Below are 18,941 nucleotides of genomic sequence, written 5' to 3'. Positions count from 1 at the left end.
ATCCGAGCTCATGCGCTCAGATGCTCTTAACCATCCCGCCGTCCACAAGCAGCGACTGCCCTGTCACGTACGTATTGGCGAACGAGCCGTAGAACACGACATGACGGGCAAACTCCTCCGGAGTGCCCATGCGTCCCAACGGAATTTGCTTTGCCGCTTCCGCCTGAATATCCTCCACGGCGCGGCCTTGCTCCAAGGCTCTCTTGCCGTCCAGCTCGGCGATGCGATCGGTTCCGATGCGTCCCGGCGCGACCGTGTTGACGAGAATGCCGTCCTTGGCCAGCTCCGTGGCGAGGCTTTTGGTCAAGGCGTTCACGCCCGAGCGGAATACGTTGGACAAAATGAGCCCGTCGATCGGCTGCTTGATGGACGTAGAGGTCAGATTGACGATCCGGCCTTCCCCAGCCGTCTTCATGAACGGCAAGGCTTCGCGAATCATGCGAATCGTGCTCAGCAGGTTAAGCTCAAAGCCCCCTAACCAATCCTCGTCGGCCATATCGGAGAAAAACCCGCCCTTCGGCCCGCCCGCATTCGTAATCAGCACATCTAGGCCGTCCGAAGCCGCGGCAGCTGTACGGATGGCATTGCGAATGTCCTCTCCGGCGGAAGCGTCCATCTGCAAGAGCGCGGCCTCGACGCCGGTCTCCGCTTTGATCTCGTCGCGGGCCTGCGCCAGGCGTTCAAGACTGCGGCTCGCGATCGTCAGTCGCGCTCCCTCTCTGGCATATTGTAGTGCGACGGCCTTGCCCAAGCCCTTGCTCGCCGCCGCCACGAAAACCGATTTTCCCGAAAGCATCAAGTCCATGTCGTGCTGCACCCTTTCGCTTTAAAGTCGATGGCTGCGATTAATCGAACCGCCAGCAGCTTAAACTAAGAGTGCCATATTGATAGCTGCGGTGCAACAGCTTCGCCTGGCGCGTTCGATCGCCGGCTCCCATCGCCAGCAGCAAAGGAATGAAATGCTCGCTCGTCGGCACGGCTTCCACCGCGTGAGGAGCAATCGCGCGATATTGGAACAGCGCCTCCGTATCCCATGCCAGAAGCTTCTCCTCCAGCCACCGGTCGAACGCAACGGCCCAGGGCTCCGCTTGCGCGGCGCGCCAGTCTACCCTCCGAAGATTGTGGACGGTGCCCCCGCTGCCGACGATCATAATGTCCTTCTCTCGCAGCTCCGCCAGCGCTTGACCGATCTGATACTGCTCCTCGTTCGACAGATAACGGTTCACGGATAACGAAACGACGGGAATGTCCGCATCGGGGTACATCAGCTTCAGAATCGCCCAAGCTCCGTGGTCCAGCCCTCTCTCTACATTTACCGCGCTGTCGATGCCGTGCGACTTGAACAGCCGTCCGATCTCGTCGCTCAGCTCCTTATCGCCGTGCGCCGGATACTTCATCTGATACAGCTCGTCCTGGAATCCGCCGAAATCGTAGATGGTCTCATAAGCGTCGGGAACCTGACTGATCGTCTGCGTCCTGCTTTCCCAGTGAGCGGAGAACAAGGCAATGGCTTTCGGCTTCGGCTGGCTGTCGGCGAAGCTCTTTAGAAATGTCGTGTATTCATGCTCATCCAGAACAAGCGAGGGAGCTCCGTGGGAAATAAAATAAGCGGGCATCATAGTTGTTCACACTCCTTAAGCCATTGTTGTAACTCTTCCTGATTGCGTTCCGATACGCCGTGATCCGTCGGATAGGTCCGGAAGGTCATTTCCGGGATCAGCGGGCGGAAATACGCCGCAGTCTCCTCCCCGATCCGCAGTGGGAAGATGGAATCGAACTGTCCGTGGGAGACCCATACCTTAACTTGGCCGATATCGCGCAGCGGATATTCGGTTTTGACGAATTCCGGCACATAGCCGTTCAGCGCCGCGATTCCTTTAAGTCGATCGCCCATCGTAAGCGCCAGCGTCATGGAGAGGATGGCCCCTTGGCTGAAGCCCAGCAGATAACGTCTGCTTGCGTCAATCGGGTATTTCGCCGTCGCGTATTCGATAAAGGCGTCCAGATCGGCGACTGCCCGGTCGAACATCTCCCGAATCGGGTTGCCCAGGCTCTTCAGCTCGTAATACTGGTAGCCCGCCCCCAGCGGGAGGTTCCCCCGGATGCCGATCAGGATGAAGCTGTCGGACAGCGAAGCGACCAGGCCCATCATATTGCGCTCATTGGAGCCTTTGCCGTGCAAGGTGAAAATGACCGGATACCGCCGACCGGGTTCCCTATTCGAAGGAAGGTGAATCTCGTATTCGTAAGCCGCGCTCATGCATGCGCCTCCTGTCTGCTCTATTTCGAACCGTAGATATTACTAATAGAAAATAATAATTTGTATGACTAATTTTTATCTAAAAACGACTGGATTGTCAACATGAAAATTGTTAATATCAAATTATCATTCATATTACAAATATTATGAGGGGGCGGGATACGATGGACATCGGCTCCACAATCCGCACGATCCGGCAGCGCAAAAAAATCACAATCGCCCAAATCTGCGCCGAGACGGGCTTGTCCCAAGGCTTCATGAGCCAGGTAGAAACGAATAAAACCTCGCCATCCATCGCCACCCTGGACAATATCGCGAATGCGTTGAAGGTGCCGCTGACTTATTTGCTGATGAAAAAAGACGAGCGGATGAGCATCGTCCGGAAGGAGGAGCGCAAGACGACAACAAGCGGGAGCGAGAGCCTGAAGGTCGAACACCTCTGCTCCTCGAAAACGTTGAAGCTCAGGCTCGTCGAATTTCCTCCGGGCGCTTCGACCGGCGAGACTCCCCATGCCCATAAGGGGGAAGAGGTTCATATGGTCATTCGGGGAAAGATGCTCGCCGAGCAAGGCGAGGATTCCGCCTTGCTGGAGGAAGGAGATTCCTTCAGCTGGAACGCATGCATTCCCCATCGCGTGACGAATGTCGGCGATGAGACGGGCCTTGTGCTTGTGGCGCTGCACCTCGAAGCGGAGGACGCGCAGGACGAGGATATTCTGTAAAAGCAGGTCTTGACACCCCGGAGGGAGTCCGGTATAGTTACGGACACAACCTTATTTTTCCACACTTACGACGGAAGCACCCGTAAGCAGGGCTGAACAAGCCTTACTTGCCGGTGCTTTTTTGTCGTCCAAATCCAAGGAGGGTTATGTCATGTTGCTTCGAAAGTCGCTTTCGTTCGTTCTGCTCGCCGCGCTTCTCGTCTCGTCCTTCGTCTCCGCGCCTCCCGGCGCGGCCGCGGCAGCCGTCGAGCTGACCGTTGCCGTCAAAGCCTCGTTCGACAAGACCTCGGCAGCAGCCGACGCCAAGACAGCCGCCGCGCTGAACGCCCTGTACAACGACCTGTCTTCCCTGCTCAAGGAGGACAAAGAGCTTGAAGCGAAGATTAAGGCCCAACGTTATCGTAATGAAGAAACGCTTATCGCGCTGCGCAAGCAAATTCGCGAGATTGACGCCCCGAAGCTCGCCAGGCTGGCCCAGCAGACCCAGCAGGCGAAAGCCCGCTACCAGCCGTTGTTCGATGCTTATTCCGCCTTGAACAAGCAAATTACGCTCGCCAAGGGCGTGAAGAACAAGACGTTGAACGCCTTGCTGCGTACTCAGGCCGATGCCATGAAGCTGTCCGTGCAATTCGCCCGGGAGGAGATCAAGGAGAAGGAGGCCGCGCACAAGGCCGCTCGCACCGCCGCTTCGAACAAAATCAAGGCAGCGCGCGATTCGCTCGCATCCATCGAGAAGCTTAAGGTGCAGATCAAAGCCCAGCGAAGCGCCGCCAGTCTGCCCCGAAGCAGCCGATCCCCTGTATGGGCGAACTTCAAGTACGCGATCAAGCGCAACGATGCCCGGGGCTCGCAGGATTCGCTCTCTACGCTTGTCATGCTCTCTCGCCAGATCGTCGAGCAGCAGAAGAAGATTCAGTCTCTGGAGCTTCGAATCGCCGACTCTCTTTCCGGAACGAAAGCGCAATTCCTATAACCCTCGCCCGTTTCAAGGTATAATAGACTCCACTGAGCCGCTGTCGGGAGGAACGCTTAAGCCGTTCCCGGCTGCATCGGAAGGAGGGAGATACCCGAGATGGCCTTGAATATTCGCTTGCTTACCGATACCGATTTCCAGGAAACGATGGAAAGGCACGCCCGCGTGAGGGTATTCAAAGACGATCACATCATCGATGACCGCGGCGTGATCGTCCGCTTCGACGAGCGTATCGTCGTCGTTCAGTCCGGCGTCGGCGATCTGGCTTATCACGACAGAGCCGCATGCGAGTTTTTCGAGCTGCGCAATCGCTAGCTTGCGGAAGAATCGGATTTCCTCGGACAGGCCGTGAAGTACCATAATCCCCGGGCTCGCGCATATATAGTGTAAACAGCGTATCTCGGGGAGGCCTTTTGAGGATGAAGTTTTCTTTATGCGGCCGCGTATTGGCCGTCCTGGTTTTTTTGTCGGCATGTCTGCTCGTTCCGCTTCAATCCAACGCCTACGCGGCCAAAACCGTTCAACTGGCGAAGAAGTTCGTCAAGTATGAACAATTCATCATGATCGACAAATCCGCCAACAAGCTATACTTTTTCGAGGAAGGCAAGCTGATTCGCTCGTTCCCCGTCGCCACGGGAAAGAAGCCTTCCTATACGCCGGAAGGCTTGTTCACGATCCATGAGAAGATTAAAAACCGCCCTTATTACAAAGAGAAAATCAAAGGCGGAGACCCCCGCAACCCGCTCGGCGACCGCTGGCTCGGGCTGAAGGTGACCCGCAACGGCAAAACCTCTTACGCCTATGGCATTCACGGCAACAACAACGCCAAATCCATCGGCAAATACGTATCCGCCGGATGCATTCGCATGCATAACAAGGACGTCCGGTGGCTCTTCGAGCAAATCCGGACGTCCACACCGGTCTACATCGTTAAGAAGCTTCCCTGACGGCTAGCCCTGGATCGCCGAGGTCCAGCCCCAATAGAAGGCGTCCCTGTCCCACGCCGCTTTGCCGCCGTGGAGCTTCTTGAACGCCTTCTTGACCTCCTTGTCGATGGAGGCGTGTCCGTTCTCGTTGACATACACGTAGTGCTCTCCATAATGCTTGCGGATATATTCCACCGCCTCCGCCTGATACAGAACGCCTTTCTCCTTCATCTCTTCGAACATCCAAGCGGCGACATCGTTTGCCGTGTCGCTCATGCTTCCACCTCCCTCCGACCCCGCACCATATCGCTGTAGAGGCCGGGCCGCGCTAACAGCTCCTCGTGCGTGCCCCGCTCCAGCAATTCGCCGTCCTTAAGCACAAGAATCTGGTCCGCCCGCCGAATCGTATTCAGCCTGTGGGCGATCACGAAGCTCGTCCGTCCCTCCATCAGCCGCTGCAGTCCCTCTTGAATTTTGATTTCCGTCACGGTATCGATGCTGCTCGTCGCCTCGTCCAGCACCAGAATAGCCGGATCGGCAAGAATCGCTCTGGCGATGGCCAGCAGCTGTTTCTGCCCCTGGCTGATCCCGCCTCCATCGCCATACAGCACTTTGTCGTAGCCTCCCGGAAGCCGCGCGATGAACGAATGCGCATTCGCCAGCCTCGCGGCTTGCTCCACCTCCTCGTCCGTCGCCGTAGGCCTGCCGTAACGAAGGTTGTCGCGAATCGTTCCTTCGAACAGGAACGTATCCTGCAGCACGAAAGCCATGTGGGAACGAAGGCTTTCCCGGCGAATTGTGCGTATATCTCGTCCATCGACCTCGATTGTCCCCGAGTCCGCCTCGTAGAAGCGGGAGAGCAGTTGAAGCAGGGACGTTTTGCCGGCGCCTGTAGGCCCGATGATCGCAATTGTCTCGCCCGGCTTCGCCTCGAAGCTGATCCTCTTCAGCGTCTCTTCCCCTCGATTATAGGAGAACGACACTTGAGCGAAGGACACCGCCCCTCGGATCGATTCGATCTGCCCGGCTTCTCCCTCGTCCCCGCCCTCCTCGTCCTCATCCATAATCTCGAACACGCGCTCCGCGCCGGCGATCGCGGACAGCAGCGTATTCCACTGGTTCGCCAGATCGTTCAGCGGTCTGGTGAACTGTCGGGCGTATTCCACGAAGATGACGATGACCCCGACCGTTATCGTCCCCCGGATGGCGAGCAGCCCTCCAACCCCGACGATGACTGCATAGCTCAAATTGTTCAACCCGTTCATCAGCTTGGGAATAAATCCGGAGATCGCTTGCGCCCAGAAGCCCGACAGCTTGATTCGGGCATTTCGTTGTCCGAACTCGCGAATGACGCGCTCCTCCTGCGAGAAAGCCTTCACGATCCGCTGGCCGGACAACGTCTCCTCGATGTAGCCGTTCAGATCGCCGAGATTCCGCTGGCGCTCCTTGAAGAGAACTCCGGTTCGCCGCGTAATCCATTTCATCCCCGCCGACATCAGCGGCACGACGAGGAACGTCAGCAGCATTAGGAGCGGACTCAGAAGAAGCATGACGATAACCGTTCCGACGAGAATCAATACGCTGGAGAAAATCTGGATGGCCGAGCTGTTCAAGGTCGTACTGACATTGTCCATGTCATTGGTCATCCGGCTCATCAGCTCTCCGCGCTGCCGCTTGGCGAAGAACGGAATCGGCAGCCGATGCAGCTTGCCAAACAGATCGAGCCGCATGCGGTACACCGTCTCCTGGGCAATCGCGATCATCCATACATTTTGCAGCCAGCCTACGACCGAGCTTATTCCGTATACCGCCGCCAGCCCGGCCAGAAACCATCCCCACGAAGCCCCGCCGCTCCCCTCAAGATAATGATCGATGGCGACGCCGATCATATAAGGTCCAAGCAAGGACAGGCCCGAGCCGATCAGGACAAGCAGCAGGACAAGGGACAGCATACCCTTGCGTTCCGCCAGGTACCCCCATATCCGCTGGAGCGTAGTCCGCCAATCCTTGGCTTTCGCCTTCCCCTTGGCAGGCTGCGCTGCCGAAGTGTCCTTATGCTTCCGCATCGCCTGGGAGCCCGGATAACGAAGAGGATCACTTAGCGCCTTCCACATGCAAGCCCTCCTCCCCGTACTGCGATTCATAGATGCGACGATACAACGCGCTTTCGGCCAGCAATTCGCGATGACGGCCCCTTGCGATCAGACAGCCGTCGTCCAGCAGCAGAATCAGGTCTGCATCCAATGTGGAGCTGATCTTCTGCGTGATGATGAAAGTCGTGCAAGCCATGCCCTTCAGCGCTTGCAGCAGTGCAGCCTCGGTGCGGACGTCCAAGGCGCTCGTACTATCGTCCAGCAGCAGAATCGCAGGCTTGCGGACAAGCGCCCGCGCGATGGAGATCCGCTGCTTCTGGCCGCCGGACAGGTTGATGCCCCGTTGGCCTAGCTGCGTATCGTAGCCATGGGGAAGCTGCATGATCGTCTCGTGAATTTGCGCCTTCCGCGCGGCCTCGACGATCGCTCCCTCGCTCGCGTCTCCGGCTCCCCATGCAATATTTTCCCGAATCGAGCCTGTAAACAGCACGACCTCCTGAGGTACGTATCCGATCGAATCGTGAAGCTTGCCGAGCTCCCACTCGCGCGCTTCTCTTCCGGCGATGCGGATCGTACCGGTCTCCTGCTCGTACAAACGCAGAATGAGCTGCATGAGGGAGGACTTTCCCGCCCCTGTCGCTCCCAGAATCGCAACGGTGTCCCCCGAAGCCGCGCGGAAGGAAATCCCCTCCAGAACGGGAGCTTCCGTCTCCGGATATCGAAAGCCGACCCGCTCGAATGTTACGCTTCCATCGCTTATTCGCCCGACCTGCCCTGCGCCCGCCGTGCGTCCGTCCTCGCCGACCGCCTCTCCCGTATCCGTCGACAGCGTCTCCTCGATACGTTGGGCGGAAGCTCTGGCTCTGGAGTACGCTCCGACCAGCATCGACAGCGCCGACAGCGCTCCCGCCGTACGGAGGGAATAGTTTACGATAGCCACCACTTCTCCGGTCGAAGCGCTGCCCGCATGAATCTCCAGCTGTCCGAACGAGAGGATGGCAATCACGCCGACGCTCATGATCAGAACGATGAACGGCTGCGTCATCTCGGTCAGCCGCTGCGCCAGCGTCGAGCTCTGTCTCAGCTCCTCGCTGCGCCGGGCAAAACGCCGCTCCTCTTGCTTCCTGCGCACGAAGATGCGAATAAGCCGCATTCCCGTCAGGTTTTCCTGCATGACGCCGTTCATGGCGTCGAGTCGAAGCTGTACCACGCGGAACAATTCGGCGGCCTTCTTGACCACCCATAGAATGAAGACGACCAGAATCGGCACCGTCAGCAGCAGCAAGAAGCCCAATTCGGCGTGAACGACGATCGCCATAATCATGCTGCCCAGCACGACCAGCGGCACGCGCAGCATGAAGCGCAGCCCCATGAACGTCGTATCCTGTACCTGCGTAATATCGTTTGTAAGGCGCGTAATAAGCGAAGATGAGGGAAAGCGATTAAACACGGCGTAAGCGAACGCCTGGATTCGGCCGTACAGCCTCTCGCGAAGATCATAGCCTAAGCTCTGGCTTACGTGCGCAGCGTAGAAGGAGCTCAGAATGCCCGCTCCGAAGGCGACGATCGTCCCTCCGACCAGCGCAGCGCCCCAGCCGATCACGACATGGACGTTCCGGGGCACGATGCCCTCATCGATAATTTTCGAGATGAGCAGCGGTTGGGCCAATTCGACCGCAAGCTCCACCAGCATCAGGAAAATCGCCGTGAACGCCGCTATTCGATAGGTTTTCAACGTTTGAAATACGATTCTCATTCCGTGTCCTCCGACGGGGGCTTCCCCCCGCTTCAACCGCCAATGATGGGCAACCCGTATGCCTTACCTTCTATATTACCCCTTATCGACGGAAGAAGGTAACCCTTTCCTCCTTCCCGGCCTCGTTCTCCGCCGCGCGCAGCAACGTAAAAAAGCCCGGGAGAGTAAGCCCGGGCGGTTTATCCTTCTATTCTATTCGCTTCACACGCTAGGCCTGTCCCCGATAGAAAGGATTAAGACCTTCGCCTTTGCCCGATGGCATCGCTCCCGGCACGCCCTCCGTCTCCAGCAGCGGACGGATCACCAGCTTCACCGGCCAGGTTGGGCTTTCGAACAGAGAATGCCGCAGGACGTTTCTATCGGCTTCGGGAATATCGATCATCGACAACGCCTCCCTGCACTGCGTCTCCGTAATCTCCCACAGACAGTCGCCAGGGATCGCGTACGCTTCCGACAGGGCTTCCATGATCGAGGCCAGATTGACCTGCGTGCCGAGCGACTGGACGTAGAAAATCAGCTTTTCCAGCGTCTCATTATATAAGCTGTTCGAATAGCCGGGTCGAATGCGATAACCGGGATCCCGAATCCCATGCTTGTCCAGATAAGGCTGGTGCAGACGCACGGAGTCGTGGTCTCTGAACAGCAGGGCGGCCGGTTCGTTGTCTTTCAGCGCGAGACAGCAATTCTGCCCGTGTATTTCGGGCACGATACCGACCTTGAACAGCCTCATTACCACCTCGTAAAACAATGCCGACATCTTCGTATAGAAACGAAGCGCGTTGTCCGCCGAGACTGCTCCCCCGAGAATTTCCGTCAGAAAGTGGCCTTCCTTCCGCACCACGCCCAGGGCCGACATCGGGATGACCTTCCAGCCCTCCCGCAGCAGCTCCGCCGGATAATGCCGAAGCTGTGCGGCCAAATGACGAGGGTGGTCGTCGAACAGCCCCATCGACGGCGGCATATACCCCCACCAGTGCTTTTCCTCGCAGAGCAGAACTTTGCCCGCCAGTTGCTCGTCGCAAGCGACAGCTTGACGGAACATGCTCTCCCCGGCAAGGCCGTTAAGCAATTTCACGACCGGCAAATAGCGGGCGGCCCCCAGAGAGGCTACGCTGATCGGCAGCTTCAGCATGCTGGCCGATTCCTCCGACGACGTCAAGGAACGAACGGAGGACGTTGCCAGATAATCGCCCGCCAGCGATTCCAGCACGACAATCGTGCCGTTCGCGATTTCCTGACGGAAATCCGGGCGGATTTTGTTGTCCAGCTGCCACGGGTGCACCGGAATAACCGTATACTTCCGCTTCGACAAGCCCCGCTCTCTCAGCTCCGTCTCGATGACGGCTCTCTGCCGCTCGTTCAGCGCATCCAGCGCCTCGCTCTCTTCTTCCGGGCAGCCTCGCACGACGAAATCCCGGTCGATGGCGACCCAGTGCAACGCCGTCGATCGGCCGAACTCGGCCATATACCGCTCATAATCCTCGTCCGAGAAGCCGACCTTCGCCTTGGACAAGGGATGAAACGGCCGGTCTCTTAAGGAAGCGATTCTCTCGCCCTTCACATACCATGCGTAGGGAGACTTCGGCGCCTCTCCCCAATTGGGCTCCCGCTCCAGGCTCAAGCTCAGCTGCCTGATCGCCGTACTCAACCCTTCGAGGAACTCCCCTGTTCCCGGGAATGCGCCGCCGCTTTCCGCCACGGCCCCTTCCAGCACTATTCGGCAAAGCTCCACCGGAGAGCGCGTTTCTCTCCAGGCTTCCTCCGTTCGAATATAGATCGGAGAATCGGGCACCCATTGATAGCCCTGCCTGCGGCTGGGTTCGATGAGAAAACTGACCTCTCCGACATAAGCCAAAGCCTGATCATATCCGGGATACAGTCGGGCAAGCTCCGGCTCGGATATCCGCTTGATCGTCTGCGGATCGCCGACATCCCAGAATCGCTCAAGAAGCAACGCATCCATTAGATCCTTCATAATCAATCGTTCGGCAGCTCTGCTTCCGACTTGCGCAATCGCTCTATTCATCCTGATCTCCTTCCGTAAGATAATGAAATTCGGGATGGGGGTGGCTCAAAAAATCGTGGTGGGAGATGGTCCAGCAGTACGCGCCCGATTTCTCGAATACAAGCACATCGCCGACGCGAAGCCTGTCCAGCTCCGCATCGGCATGCAGTCGATCCTTCGGGGTACACAGCTCCCCGACGATCGTCACCCGGGAGTGCTCCGCCTCCGGCCGTTCGAAGACATACGGCCATTCCTCTCTCTCTAGGATGCGAAATGGGTGATTGTGCCCCCAGGACGCAGGCAGCCGATTATGATGGGTGCCGCCCCGGACGACGGCGAATACGCAGTCGTGCGACCGCTTGATATCGACGACCTCGGCCGCGTAGTAGCCGTAATCGGCCACGATCAGTCTTCCGGGCTCGAAGATCAGCCTCGCGGTTCCCAGATTGCGCACGGCTTCGCTCTGGCCCAGCAGGGAGGCGAAGCGTTGCCAGTCAAAGCCGGGAGAGCCGTCGTAAGCGACGCCGAATCCTCCGCCCGCGTTGACAATCCGAACGTCCAGTCCGAACAGGCGCTCCCACTCCGACGCCTTTTCCAAGTAATGCTGAACCATCGTCGCATGAAGCTCTGCATCCGGATTGTTCGATAGAGAATGGAAATGGAAGCCGCAAAATTGCACATAGCGGTTGTCCGGCTCTCGCAGAATCGCCGCCGCTTCTCCGATATAAGCCTCATCCAATCCGAACGGGCTGGGGCGGCCTCCCATGGCGATCTTCGTTTGCGGCAGCGTCTTCGATCTCAAGTTGATCCGCAGCAGCACTTGGGTAAGGCGCTTCCCTTCATTCGCATACATGATGATTTTGCGCAGCTCCAGCAAGCTCTCCACATGAAGATAAGCCACATTGTGCGCGATCGCCGTCCGCAGCTCGAAGTCTTTCTTTCCCGGACCGCCGAACAGAATCGGCACGTCCCGGGACACCTCCCGCACTCGTAGCAGCTCGCCGGCCGAAGCGACCTCAAAGCCCGCCACGAGCGGCAGCAGAGCCTCAATGATGCGCTTGTCCGGATTGGCTTTAATCGCATAGAACAGTCGGGTCTTGGGAGGCATTGCCGCCAGCATTGCCGCAACGTGACCTCGAATACCCGTGAGGTCGTATACGTAAGCGCACAGTGGCTGATCGCTTGACGAGCGTATCTCGCAGAGCCGTCTCTCGACAAGGCGATTCATCGGATCCCCTCCATCGCGCTCAGGTAGTCGTTTCGATGCTGTCGGTAAGCCCTGAACGCCGTATTGCGGTCGTCGCCCAGCACGAAGATGCGGACGCCTCTGGCCGCCCATTCGCGATGCCCCGTCCGGCTCCGCGAGACGGACGCATACGGCACCCCGCATCGTTGCGAAGTCTCAAGGAGCAGCTCTAGATGCTCTTGCACGACCGGATGCCCGGTATCCCAAGGCACGGAGAGCGATTGCGACAGATCCGCCGCGCCTTCCAGAACGAAAGCGACATGCGGCGCAGACAAGATCGATTCGCTGCGCCTTACGCCTTCCGCGCTTTCGATCATCGGCACGATCAGCAGCTCCTCGTTCGCTTCCGCGATGTAATGCTTAAGCGAATGCTTCGCATACTCGCCCGGCCTTCCGCTATTGAGGCTTCTGTGACCAAGCGGATGATAGTAGACGTAACGAGCGGCTTCCTCGATCTGCGCCCGACTCTCGACGTGCGGAATCACGATTCCCTGCGCGCCGCTATCCAGCACCTTCAGAATCTCGCTCCGCTCCACGCGGGAGATTCTGACCAGCGGCGTAATGTCCATCAGCTCCGCGGCGCGAATCATATTCTCAACCGTTTCCAGGCTCGTTGTCGTATGCTCCAGGTCGATAATCACAAAATCATATTCGGCATGACCGAGAAGCTCGATCATCGTCGGATGAGGAATCGACACGAACATCCCGAATACCGGGACGCCGCTCCCGAGTTTTTGCTTTAGCTTGTTTTTTCTCATGGCAGGCTGTCCCTCGCCGCCCGCAGCGGGTTGTTCGCCCGGCGGAAATACAGCTCGCCGTCGCCGTAGATGCGCCGCTTCGTCATCTCCTCAATCTGGGCGTCCTCGGCGAACAGGTCGAACCATTCGTATCTGTCCTTGTGCTCCGGGTAAGCGGTCTGATAGCCGACGATCGTCGACGCGCACTTGCGCCAGAACTCCTGCTCGCCGAGCCCGAAGGGTTCAAGCGCAAAGCAAATATCCGTCATACAGATGAAGAAAAATGCATCTAGCGTGTAATCTCTTACCTCCGATGCCGCTTCCGTCCTCAGGAACGAATAGCGATTGAATTTCCGATGAGTCTCGGGCTCGGGAATCAGCTCGGGGGCCCACTCGGGCCGCAGCAGCTTGTCGGGCGCATAGCGAACGCCGTCGTGCAAATCCTTGACGATGATTCGGGTCGGGAGGCGGTCTTTAACGACCAAAATAATGTTCTGGGCGTGCGACTCCAATGCGATTCCGTGCGCGTACAGCAGGTGGACGATCGGAAGCGTAACCGTACGAATCAGGGCGTCGCTCCAGACCTCTATCCCATGAAGGTCAATCGCCTCGCGGAGAAACGGCACCCCGTTCTTCTGCGTAAGGAACAGCGCGTTCAGCGGCCAAGCCTCCTCGCCCTCTTCCAGATACATGGATACGTTCTCCCGATAGATCGCGCCCAACGTCCCGTAAGCCGCGCGGTATTGAACGGACGGCAGCGCTTCATAGCGGAAGGAAATTCCCTTCCATTCCCTTAGAAGCTGAAATCTCTCCTTCTGCAGCAGCTCGTCTCTCTGAGCGAGAGTATGGAGCCAGTCGCTGATGCGCGGCGCGTTCTGCGTCGTATGGGAGGCCAGAATCCGGCTTGTAGACGTATTCGTAATGCTGAGAGCCAGCTTAAGATAGGGAGCGTCATCGCGATCGCGCCGGGCCAGCGTACGGATCGATTGCTGCGCCCTGTAGGAGCCGTCAGAGGGTCCAAGCGGCACGATATCCCGCGCCGCCAGCTGTTCGACGAATACCGTCGGCAGCACATGCTCCATCTGCCACGGATGCACCGGCACATAGACATACTTCTTCTCCCGGTCCCCTTGCTCCAGCAGGATCCGGGCGAATCTACGTCGGTCGTCCTCCGTCAGATGCCGCTTATCCATCTCTTCCCCCGCATAATCCCGGGAGAGTGCGAGATCGACCAGTCGCTCGTTCACCGCCGCCCAATGCAGCGACAGCGCTTGATTGAATTCCGGTCCGTAGGCGTAGTTGTCCGCCAGGGAAAAGCCGATTCTCGATTTATAGCTGGGATGATAGCGATGGCCGTCCGTCATGTGGCTTTCCAGAGCCTCATAATGCCGTTCTTGCTGCGGAATGCGATCCGGTTGATGCATCCTGCATTGATAATCCTTCGCCAGCGTCTCCAGCAGCTCGCGAATGAACGAGGCCTTGTGCGCTCCGTCCAGCCTGTTCTCAATGATCTCCTCCAGCAGAAGCGGCAAACTCCCGCATGGCTCTCCTTCCCTGCGGATCGAGTTCGGGGCGATCTGCACTCTGCCGAACGTAAACTTTTCTTCCGCTTCACAAGAATAACCGACTGTGGCTCCATCGGCGGTTATTCCGGTGAAGCGCCATGTGCCGGGGTTTTTCTCGACCTCGATAATCCCTTCGAACAGCAAGGCCGCTATCGTCTGGCGCATGATTCTCTCCGAGACTTCCCCGTACGCGGTCTGCTCTCTGCTAGACAAGCTGCTTGTGTGCACCCTTCCATTCCCTCCCCATGCTCTTCATCCGATTAATCACCGGTACGTAGTCAGGCGTCTCGCTGTTTCCGGCCAGGCAGCTCATCATGTTTTTCTTCGCATAGAACACATCGGCAGCGAGCAGCTCTCCCGCGAACTCGTTGCCGCCCAATTCGTATTCCTCCGCGAGAGCCTCTCGCACAATGCCCCATAGATACGTCTCGTCGGAGCTCATATCTCTCGCGATCGCATGAATGAGAGATCCGAGGTGGTTCACGAAGTAATAGTACGCTGTCCGCGCCCGCGCCTGTTCCCGCTCGTAGAACAGAGGGCCGGACGTATCCTCCTGCTCGCCGGCCTTCTCCCGCTCTACGCTTACCCCTTCCAGATCGCGAATAATGAACGTGTCCGGCATCCCGTCCTTAACGGTAAGGAGAGCGTTCTGCAAATGCGCTTCGAAGTGTATGCCCTGCTCCTCCGCGATTCGAACGATGGGCCGCAGGGAGATGTCTAGGTAACGGCGGAACCACGCTTCGACATGGTTCGGCTCCATAACCGAGAGCAGGCGGACGGGCTCTCCCCGCGCAGGGGGCTCTACTAGACTTGACAGCACGTAGGTTGCCGCCGTATCGAATCGGATCGGACGATAAGCGACCGTCAGCCAAGCCGTCGCTTGCTCCTCTTCGAACGCGCAGCAGCAGACGCCCTCCTCGAAGGCGATCCGGGTATGCGGCTCCTGCGCGAAGCCGCGGCTTCGCCGCAAATAGCGTGCGGCGTCCAGCGTTCTGCGCATTTGCTCCTTCGTATTGTTTCTCTTCAAGTTGGTGATCTGAATATCGAGAGATAGCTTAATGTTGCATCGCATAGCGGGAACATAGACCGTCCGAACCGATGAGGTTGGATAAGCCAATGGGCCGCAGCTCCCGAGCGGCACGATTTTCCCTTGTCGCACATAATCCCGAACAGCATCGCAGCCTTGAACATGCGCGTACTGCCAGGGATGCACCGGAAGCAGCTCATAGGCATCCCGTCTATTCCCCAGCGCGTCTCCCGCATGAGCCTCCACGCTCTCGGGAAGCTCGACCTCCCTGCGTTCCGCAATCCACTCCTCCCGGTACGCGTCCTTGCGCACGGCCATATAGCACAACGGGAAAGCCGCCCGAAGTTCCGGCGAGAACCGTCTGACCTCCTCCTCCATAAAGCCGAGCGTGTTTTTCGGATACGGATGAAAAGGATGCCCGAAGCGCAAGGATTGCTCGGAGGACAGGTAGTCCTCGACCCGGACAGGCTCCGAATGCTCCAAGAACAGAGCGGTGTTGCGTACGCTGTTGGCGACTTTATCCGCAAAATCCGCCGCCTGCTCGTCGGTCGCAGCCCCACGATGCAGCCGCAGCTCCGCGACGATCCACTCCGCCAGCTCCGTGCAGGTCGGCTCGTTCCCCTCATGCGTATGGAAGCTGTCGTACTCGTGCTCGCCCATCACCGAATAGCCGCTCAGCTTTCCCGACAGGACAACGCCGCTTGCCGGAAAGCGGATTTCATACGTTTTTTCCGCAGGCTTCAAGGTGATGCCGGACGAGTGCTCGCTGCCGCACTCCCGGAGATAACAGTTCAATAAAATTTTGCAGGTATGCCTGTTCGCTTGCTCACGGCTATCCAGACGCCGTCTTTCCCTCATTTCGGACAACGTCGTTCACCTTCTTCCTGTTCATCAGCTTCACTAGCGGTAAAGTGAGCGCCATCAATACGCCCAAAGCGAAACATTCTTCTCTTAATGCCGTCCATCTGGCTTGTTCGGCAAGCTCTCCGGCGCCGATCAGCAGCTGCGTGCGAAGCTCGAAGTACACGGCCAGCAGCATAACGGCGAAGGAGGAAGCCAGACGTTGAATCGTGCTGGACAAGGCGGAGCCCTCGTGCAGGTCCTCCTCCGGCAGCGCGTTTAATCCGATCGCCGTCACCGTCATATCCGACAATCCGTTCCCAACGCCTCGCAGAGCCATCAGAATTAGCAGAAGCGCGATAGGAACGCCTTCGCTTACGAACGCAAAGGAAAATATCGAAATCGCAATGAAGCCGATTCCGTACGCGATAAACCTGAGCGATTTGCCCGCATCGATCCAGCGCCCTCCAAGCCATACGAACAGACTGGTCAATACAGCGGTCGGAATGAACATAGCCCCGGTCAAGGAGGGAGATAGCTGAAGCACCTCTTGGAAGATCAAGGGCAGCACGAAAATCACGCCGAACATGACCGAGTCCTGCACGGCGGAAATCAGCAGCGAGATCGAAAATATCGAGTTGCGTCGCAGCAGCTTGTAACGAATGAGAGGCTCTTCTTTGGCATTCTCCTTCCGCACAAACCACGCCAGCGCAGCCGCTCCCAACAGAAGCAGCAGGAAGGCCGTCCCCTTGGAGCCGGCGGGCTCCGACACCCTCTGTATGCCCAGACTTAAGGAAGCGATGCCTAGAACAACCAGCATAATGCCTTGCAGATCGATCGTTTTCCGGCAAGCCGGAGCATAGCGTTTAATCTGAGTGCAGCAGAGCAGCAGGGAGATCGCCGCGAACGGAACGTTAATCCAGAACAGATAGCGTAGCCCGCCGAACTGCATCACGGCGCCTCCAAGCGTCGGACCGATCGCCGGAGCGATCGTAAGCAGCATCCCCCAAGCGCCGATCACCCTGCCGCGCACCTGTATGCCGTAATGGTCGAACAGCAGCACCAGAGACAACGGAATCATCAGCCCCGCCGCAACGCCGTGCATGACGCGCACCGCCAGAACAACCGGCAGGTATTGGCAGAACAAGCCCCCGAATAGCGAAAACAAGCCGTATAGGCCAAGCCCTGCGATGTAGGTCCGCTTTTTGCCGAAGCGATCGACGACGAGAGCGGTTAACGGCATCGTAATCGTCATCGCCAGAATGTACAGCGTAATGATCCATCCGCCCGTTGCCGTAGAAATCCCGTATAAGCGCACAAAGCTCGGAAGCAAAATGTTAAAAGCGCTATTGGTCAACACCAATGCAAACGCGCCAAGCAGAACAGCAAGCAAGACGGAATGCTTCTTCAGGAAAGCCGCAACGCTCATTGCCGCCGCAGCGTCGCAAGAGCTTCGACGACGGCTTGCTCGAACACGGACAGGACTTCCGCCGTTTCTTGCGCCGTGATCGTCAGCGGCGGCAGAAACCGCAGAACGGACGAACGCCGGCCGCCCACCTCGATAATAAGGCCTCTCTTGAAGCATTCCTCCTGAATTCTGGAAGCCCGCTCGCCGCATGGCGGATAATGCCCGAGCCGATCCTTGCGGCCGTTCGGGTCCACTACCTCGACTCCGATCATCAGACCTCTGCCGCGAACGTCGCCGATCTCCTCATAGCGCGTCTGCAGTCGGCACAAGGCTTCGAAGAATTGCTCGCTCCGCTCGTTGACATTGCTCAGCACATCGGCTTCCTTCATGAACTTCAAGGTTGCAAGCCCCGTCGCCATGCCTAATTGATTCCCGCGAAAGGTGCCTGTGTGCGCCCCCGGCTGCCACCGATCCAGCTCTGCTTTATACAGGACGACCGACATCGGCAGGCTTCCGCCGATCGCCTTCGAGCACACGATGACATCGGGCACAATGCCCGCGTGCTCGAAGGAGAACATTTTGCCGGTGCGGCCGATCCCCGTCTGAACCTCGTCCACCACGAGGGGAATGCCTCTTTCGGCCGTTATGCGCCGCAATTGTCGAAGCCATTCGACATCGGCGGGAACCGCGCCGCCCTCCCCTTGGACGGTCTCTACGATTACGCCGCATGGCGCAGCGATTCCGCTCTCGCAATCATCCAGCAGATTCTCGATATACTGCGCGCTGATCCGGGCGGTCATCCCTCCCCCCACGCCGAACGGGCAGCGGTATTCATAGGGGAAAGGCAAGAAATGCACGTCCGGCAGGAGGCTTTGAAGATGCTGCTTCTTGCCCAGATTGCCGCTCATGGCCATCGTCGCTTGCGTCGAGCCGTGATAGCCGCCCTGAAAGGCCAATATCGATTTGCCCCCGGTTGCGTTCTTCACCAGCTTGATGGCCGCCTCCACGCCGTCCGCGCCCGTCGGGCCGCAGAACTGGATTTTGGCCTTCTCCTTGAAGCCCGCAGGCAGCAGGGAAAGCACCTCCTGCATAAACGCGATCTTGAGCGGAGTAGCCAGATCCAGCGTATGAAGCGGGATTTGCTGATCCAGCACCGCCCTGATCGCCGCTAGTACGACATCGTGATTGTGCCCGAGCGCCAGCGTGCCCGCGCCTGCCAGACAATCGTAATAGGTTTTGCCTTCCGTATCGGTGATGATGAGGCCCTTCGCTTTGTCGATGACAAGCGGGAAGCGGCGAGGATAAGACCGGGCGTTGGACTCCCAATCCTGCTGCAGCTGCAAGTAGGCTTGATCTGCCTGAGTAGTAATCATTCACCCCACA

General features: G+C 58.1%; 17 protein-coding genes. 4 read left to right on the top strand and 13 right to left on the bottom strand.

The features are described from left to right. Positions 1–16: 16 nt before the first annotated feature. The 3 genes from ACFO1S_RS07195 to ACFO1S_RS07185 are packed head-to-tail and all read right to left on the bottom strand — an operon-like array spanning position 17 to position 2,260. Positions 17–805, bottom strand: coding sequence for an SDR family oxidoreductase (locus ACFO1S_RS07195; RefSeq protein ID WP_204605136.1), 789 nt, complete (start codon positions 803–805; stop codon positions 17–19). Positions 806–845: 40 nt separating this feature from the next. After that, positions 846–1,619: a DODA-type extradiol aromatic ring-opening family dioxygenase gene (locus tag ACFO1S_RS07190; RefSeq protein WP_204605137.1), complete on the bottom strand. Its 774-nt coding sequence runs from the start codon at positions 1,617–1,619 to the stop codon at positions 846–848. Further along, complete coding sequence (locus tag ACFO1S_RS07185; RefSeq protein ID WP_204605138.1) at positions 1,616–2,260, bottom strand: alpha/beta hydrolase; 645 nt, start codon at positions 2,258–2,260, stop codon at positions 1,616–1,618. Before ACFO1S_RS07185 ends, ACFO1S_RS07190 begins: the two co-directional genes overlap by 4 nt. Positions 2,261–2,424: 164 nt before the next feature. On the opposite strand from ACFO1S_RS07185, the gene ACFO1S_RS07180 reads away from it, so the two are divergent. The 4 genes from ACFO1S_RS07180 to ACFO1S_RS07165 all read left to right on the top strand — a co-directional run bounded on the left by ACFO1S_RS07180 (position 2,425) and on the right by ACFO1S_RS07165 (position 4,902). Next, positions 2,425–2,982 (top strand): helix-turn-helix domain-containing protein, encoded by a 558-nt coding sequence (locus ACFO1S_RS07180; protein WP_204605139.1) that lies wholly within the window; start codon positions 2,425–2,427, stop codon positions 2,980–2,982. Between the two features lie 151 nt (positions 2,983–3,133). After that, a complete protein-coding gene (locus tag ACFO1S_RS07175; protein WP_204605140.1) occupies positions 3,134–3,955 on the top strand; it encodes a hypothetical protein in 822 nt (273 codons plus the stop codon). 99 nt (positions 3,956–4,054) lie between these two features. Then, positions 4,055–4,270 (top strand): hypothetical protein, encoded by a 216-nt coding sequence (locus tag ACFO1S_RS07170; protein WP_204605141.1) that lies wholly within the window; start codon positions 4,055–4,057, stop codon positions 4,268–4,270. 104 nt (positions 4,271–4,374) lie between these two features. Continuing rightward, positions 4,375–4,902 carry a L,D-transpeptidase gene (locus tag ACFO1S_RS07165; protein WP_204605142.1) on the top strand — a complete coding sequence of 176 codons (528 nt, stop codon included), beginning with the start codon at positions 4,375–4,377 and terminating at the stop codon, positions 4,900–4,902. A gap of 3 nt (positions 4,903–4,905) precedes the next feature. On the opposite strand, the gene ACFO1S_RS07160 is transcribed toward ACFO1S_RS07165, so the two are convergent. The 10 genes from ACFO1S_RS07160 to ACFO1S_RS07115 all read right to left on the bottom strand — a co-directional run bounded on the left by ACFO1S_RS07160 (position 4,906) and on the right by ACFO1S_RS07115 (position 18,931). Continuing rightward, complete coding sequence (locus ACFO1S_RS07160) at positions 4,906–5,157, bottom strand: DUF6953 family protein (RefSeq protein ID WP_204605143.1); 252 nt, start codon at positions 5,155–5,157, stop codon at positions 4,906–4,908. Continuing rightward, entirely contained in the window at positions 5,154–6,947 is a 1,794-nt protein-coding gene (locus ACFO1S_RS07155) for an ABC transporter ATP-binding protein (RefSeq protein ID WP_378126523.1), read from the bottom strand. Before ACFO1S_RS07155 ends, ACFO1S_RS07160 begins: the two co-directional genes overlap by 4 nt. A gap of 28 nt (positions 6,948–6,975) precedes the next feature. Then, a complete protein-coding gene (locus ACFO1S_RS07150; protein ID WP_204605145.1) occupies positions 6,976–8,730 on the bottom strand; it encodes an ABC transporter ATP-binding protein in 1,755 nt (584 codons plus the stop codon). Positions 8,731–8,938: 208 nt separating this feature from the next. After that, positions 8,939–10,756 (bottom strand): IucA/IucC family protein, encoded by a 1,818-nt coding sequence (locus ACFO1S_RS07145; protein WP_204605146.1) that lies wholly within the window; start codon positions 10,754–10,756, stop codon positions 8,939–8,941. Further along, positions 10,749–11,963 carry a type III PLP-dependent enzyme gene (locus tag ACFO1S_RS07140; RefSeq protein ID WP_204605147.1) on the bottom strand — a complete coding sequence of 405 codons (1,215 nt, stop codon included), beginning with the start codon at positions 11,961–11,963 and terminating at the stop codon, positions 10,749–10,751. Before ACFO1S_RS07140 ends, ACFO1S_RS07145 begins: the two co-directional genes overlap by 8 nt. Then, positions 11,960–12,739: an HpcH/HpaI aldolase family protein gene (locus ACFO1S_RS07135; protein ID WP_204605148.1), complete on the bottom strand. Its 780-nt coding sequence runs from the start codon at positions 12,737–12,739 to the stop codon at positions 11,960–11,962. The genes ACFO1S_RS07140 and ACFO1S_RS07135 overlap by 4 nt, the downstream gene beginning before the upstream one ends. Then, complete coding sequence (locus tag ACFO1S_RS07130; protein ID WP_378126511.1) at positions 12,736–14,511, bottom strand: IucA/IucC family protein; 1,776 nt, start codon at positions 14,509–14,511, stop codon at positions 12,736–12,738. Before ACFO1S_RS07130 ends, ACFO1S_RS07135 begins: the two co-directional genes overlap by 4 nt. Continuing rightward, complete coding sequence (locus tag ACFO1S_RS07125) at positions 14,489–16,168, bottom strand: IucA/IucC family protein (RefSeq protein WP_378126522.1); 1,680 nt, start codon at positions 16,166–16,168, stop codon at positions 14,489–14,491. Before ACFO1S_RS07125 ends, ACFO1S_RS07130 begins: the two co-directional genes overlap by 23 nt. Continuing rightward, entirely contained in the window at positions 16,143–17,579 is a 1,437-nt protein-coding gene (locus tag ACFO1S_RS07120; RefSeq protein ID WP_204605150.1) for an MFS transporter, read from the bottom strand. The genes ACFO1S_RS07125 and ACFO1S_RS07120 overlap by 26 nt, the downstream gene beginning before the upstream one ends. Next, complete coding sequence (locus ACFO1S_RS07115) at positions 17,576–18,931, bottom strand: diaminobutyrate--2-oxoglutarate transaminase (RefSeq protein WP_204605151.1); 1,356 nt, start codon at positions 18,929–18,931, stop codon at positions 17,576–17,578. Before ACFO1S_RS07115 ends, ACFO1S_RS07120 begins: the two co-directional genes overlap by 4 nt. Positions 18,932–18,941: the final 10 nt, after the last annotated feature.

It is taken from the genome of Cohnella boryungensis, from assembly GCF_042651945.1.
In the GTDB taxonomy this organism is placed as follows: domain Bacteria; phylum Bacillota; class Bacilli; order Paenibacillales; family Paenibacillaceae; genus Cohnella; species Cohnella boryungensis.
The sequence above is the reverse complement of the archived record's forward strand: the minus strand, read 5'-3'. Positions and strand labels throughout refer to the sequence as shown.

What these genes read in the sequence shown, in the direction of transcription:
- ACFO1S_RS07125 (WP_378126522.1), bottom strand. Translation starts at nt 16,168, where the DNA reads ATGAGGGAAAGACGGCGTCTGGATAGCCGTGAGCAAGCGAACAGGCAT.
- ACFO1S_RS07170 (WP_204605141.1), top strand. Translation starts at nt 4,055, where the DNA reads ATGGCCTTGAATATTCGCTTGCTTACCGATACCGATTTCCAGGAAACG.
- ACFO1S_RS07180 (WP_204605139.1), top strand. Translation starts at nt 2,425, where the DNA reads ATGGACATCGGCTCCACAATCCGCACGATCCGGCAGCGCAAAAAAATC.
- ACFO1S_RS07115 (WP_204605151.1), bottom strand. Translation starts at nt 18,931, where the DNA reads ATGATTACTACTCAGGCAGATCAAGCCTACTTGCAGCTGCAGCAGGAT.
- ACFO1S_RS07185 (WP_204605138.1), bottom strand. Translation starts at nt 2,260, where the DNA reads ATGAGCGCGGCTTACGAATACGAGATTCACCTTCCTTCGAATAGGGAA.
- ACFO1S_RS07195 (WP_204605136.1), bottom strand. Translation starts at nt 805, where the DNA reads ATGGACTTGATGCTTTCGGGAAAATCGGTTTTCGTGGCGGCGGCGAGC.
- ACFO1S_RS07140 (WP_204605147.1), bottom strand. Translation starts at nt 11,963, where the DNA reads ATGAATCGCCTTGTCGAGAGACGGCTCTGCGAGATACGCTCGTCAAGC.
- ACFO1S_RS07150 (WP_204605145.1), bottom strand. Translation starts at nt 8,730, where the DNA reads ATGAGAATCGTATTTCAAACGTTGAAAACCTATCGAATAGCGGCGTTC.
- ACFO1S_RS07135 (WP_204605148.1), bottom strand. Translation starts at nt 12,739, where the DNA reads ATGAGAAAAAACAAGCTAAAGCAAAAACTCGGGAGCGGCGTCCCGGTA.
- ACFO1S_RS07160 (WP_204605143.1), bottom strand. Translation starts at nt 5,157, where the DNA reads ATGAGCGACACGGCAAACGATGTCGCCGCTTGGATGTTCGAAGAGATG.
- ACFO1S_RS07120 (WP_204605150.1), bottom strand. Translation starts at nt 17,579, where the DNA reads ATGAGCGTTGCGGCTTTCCTGAAGAAGCATTCCGTCTTGCTTGCTGTT.
- ACFO1S_RS07155 (WP_378126523.1), bottom strand. Translation starts at nt 6,947, where the DNA reads ATGCGGAAGCATAAGGACACTTCGGCAGCGCAGCCTGCCAAGGGGAAG.
- ACFO1S_RS07175 (WP_204605140.1), top strand. Translation starts at nt 3,134, where the DNA reads ATGTTGCTTCGAAAGTCGCTTTCGTTCGTTCTGCTCGCCGCGCTTCTC.
- ACFO1S_RS07165 (WP_204605142.1), top strand. Translation starts at nt 4,375, where the DNA reads ATGAAGTTTTCTTTATGCGGCCGCGTATTGGCCGTCCTGGTTTTTTTG.
- ACFO1S_RS07145 (WP_204605146.1), bottom strand. Translation starts at nt 10,756, where the DNA reads ATGAATAGAGCGATTGCGCAAGTCGGAAGCAGAGCTGCCGAACGATTG.
- ACFO1S_RS07190 (WP_204605137.1), bottom strand. Translation starts at nt 1,619, where the DNA reads ATGATGCCCGCTTATTTTATTTCCCACGGAGCTCCCTCGCTTGTTCTG.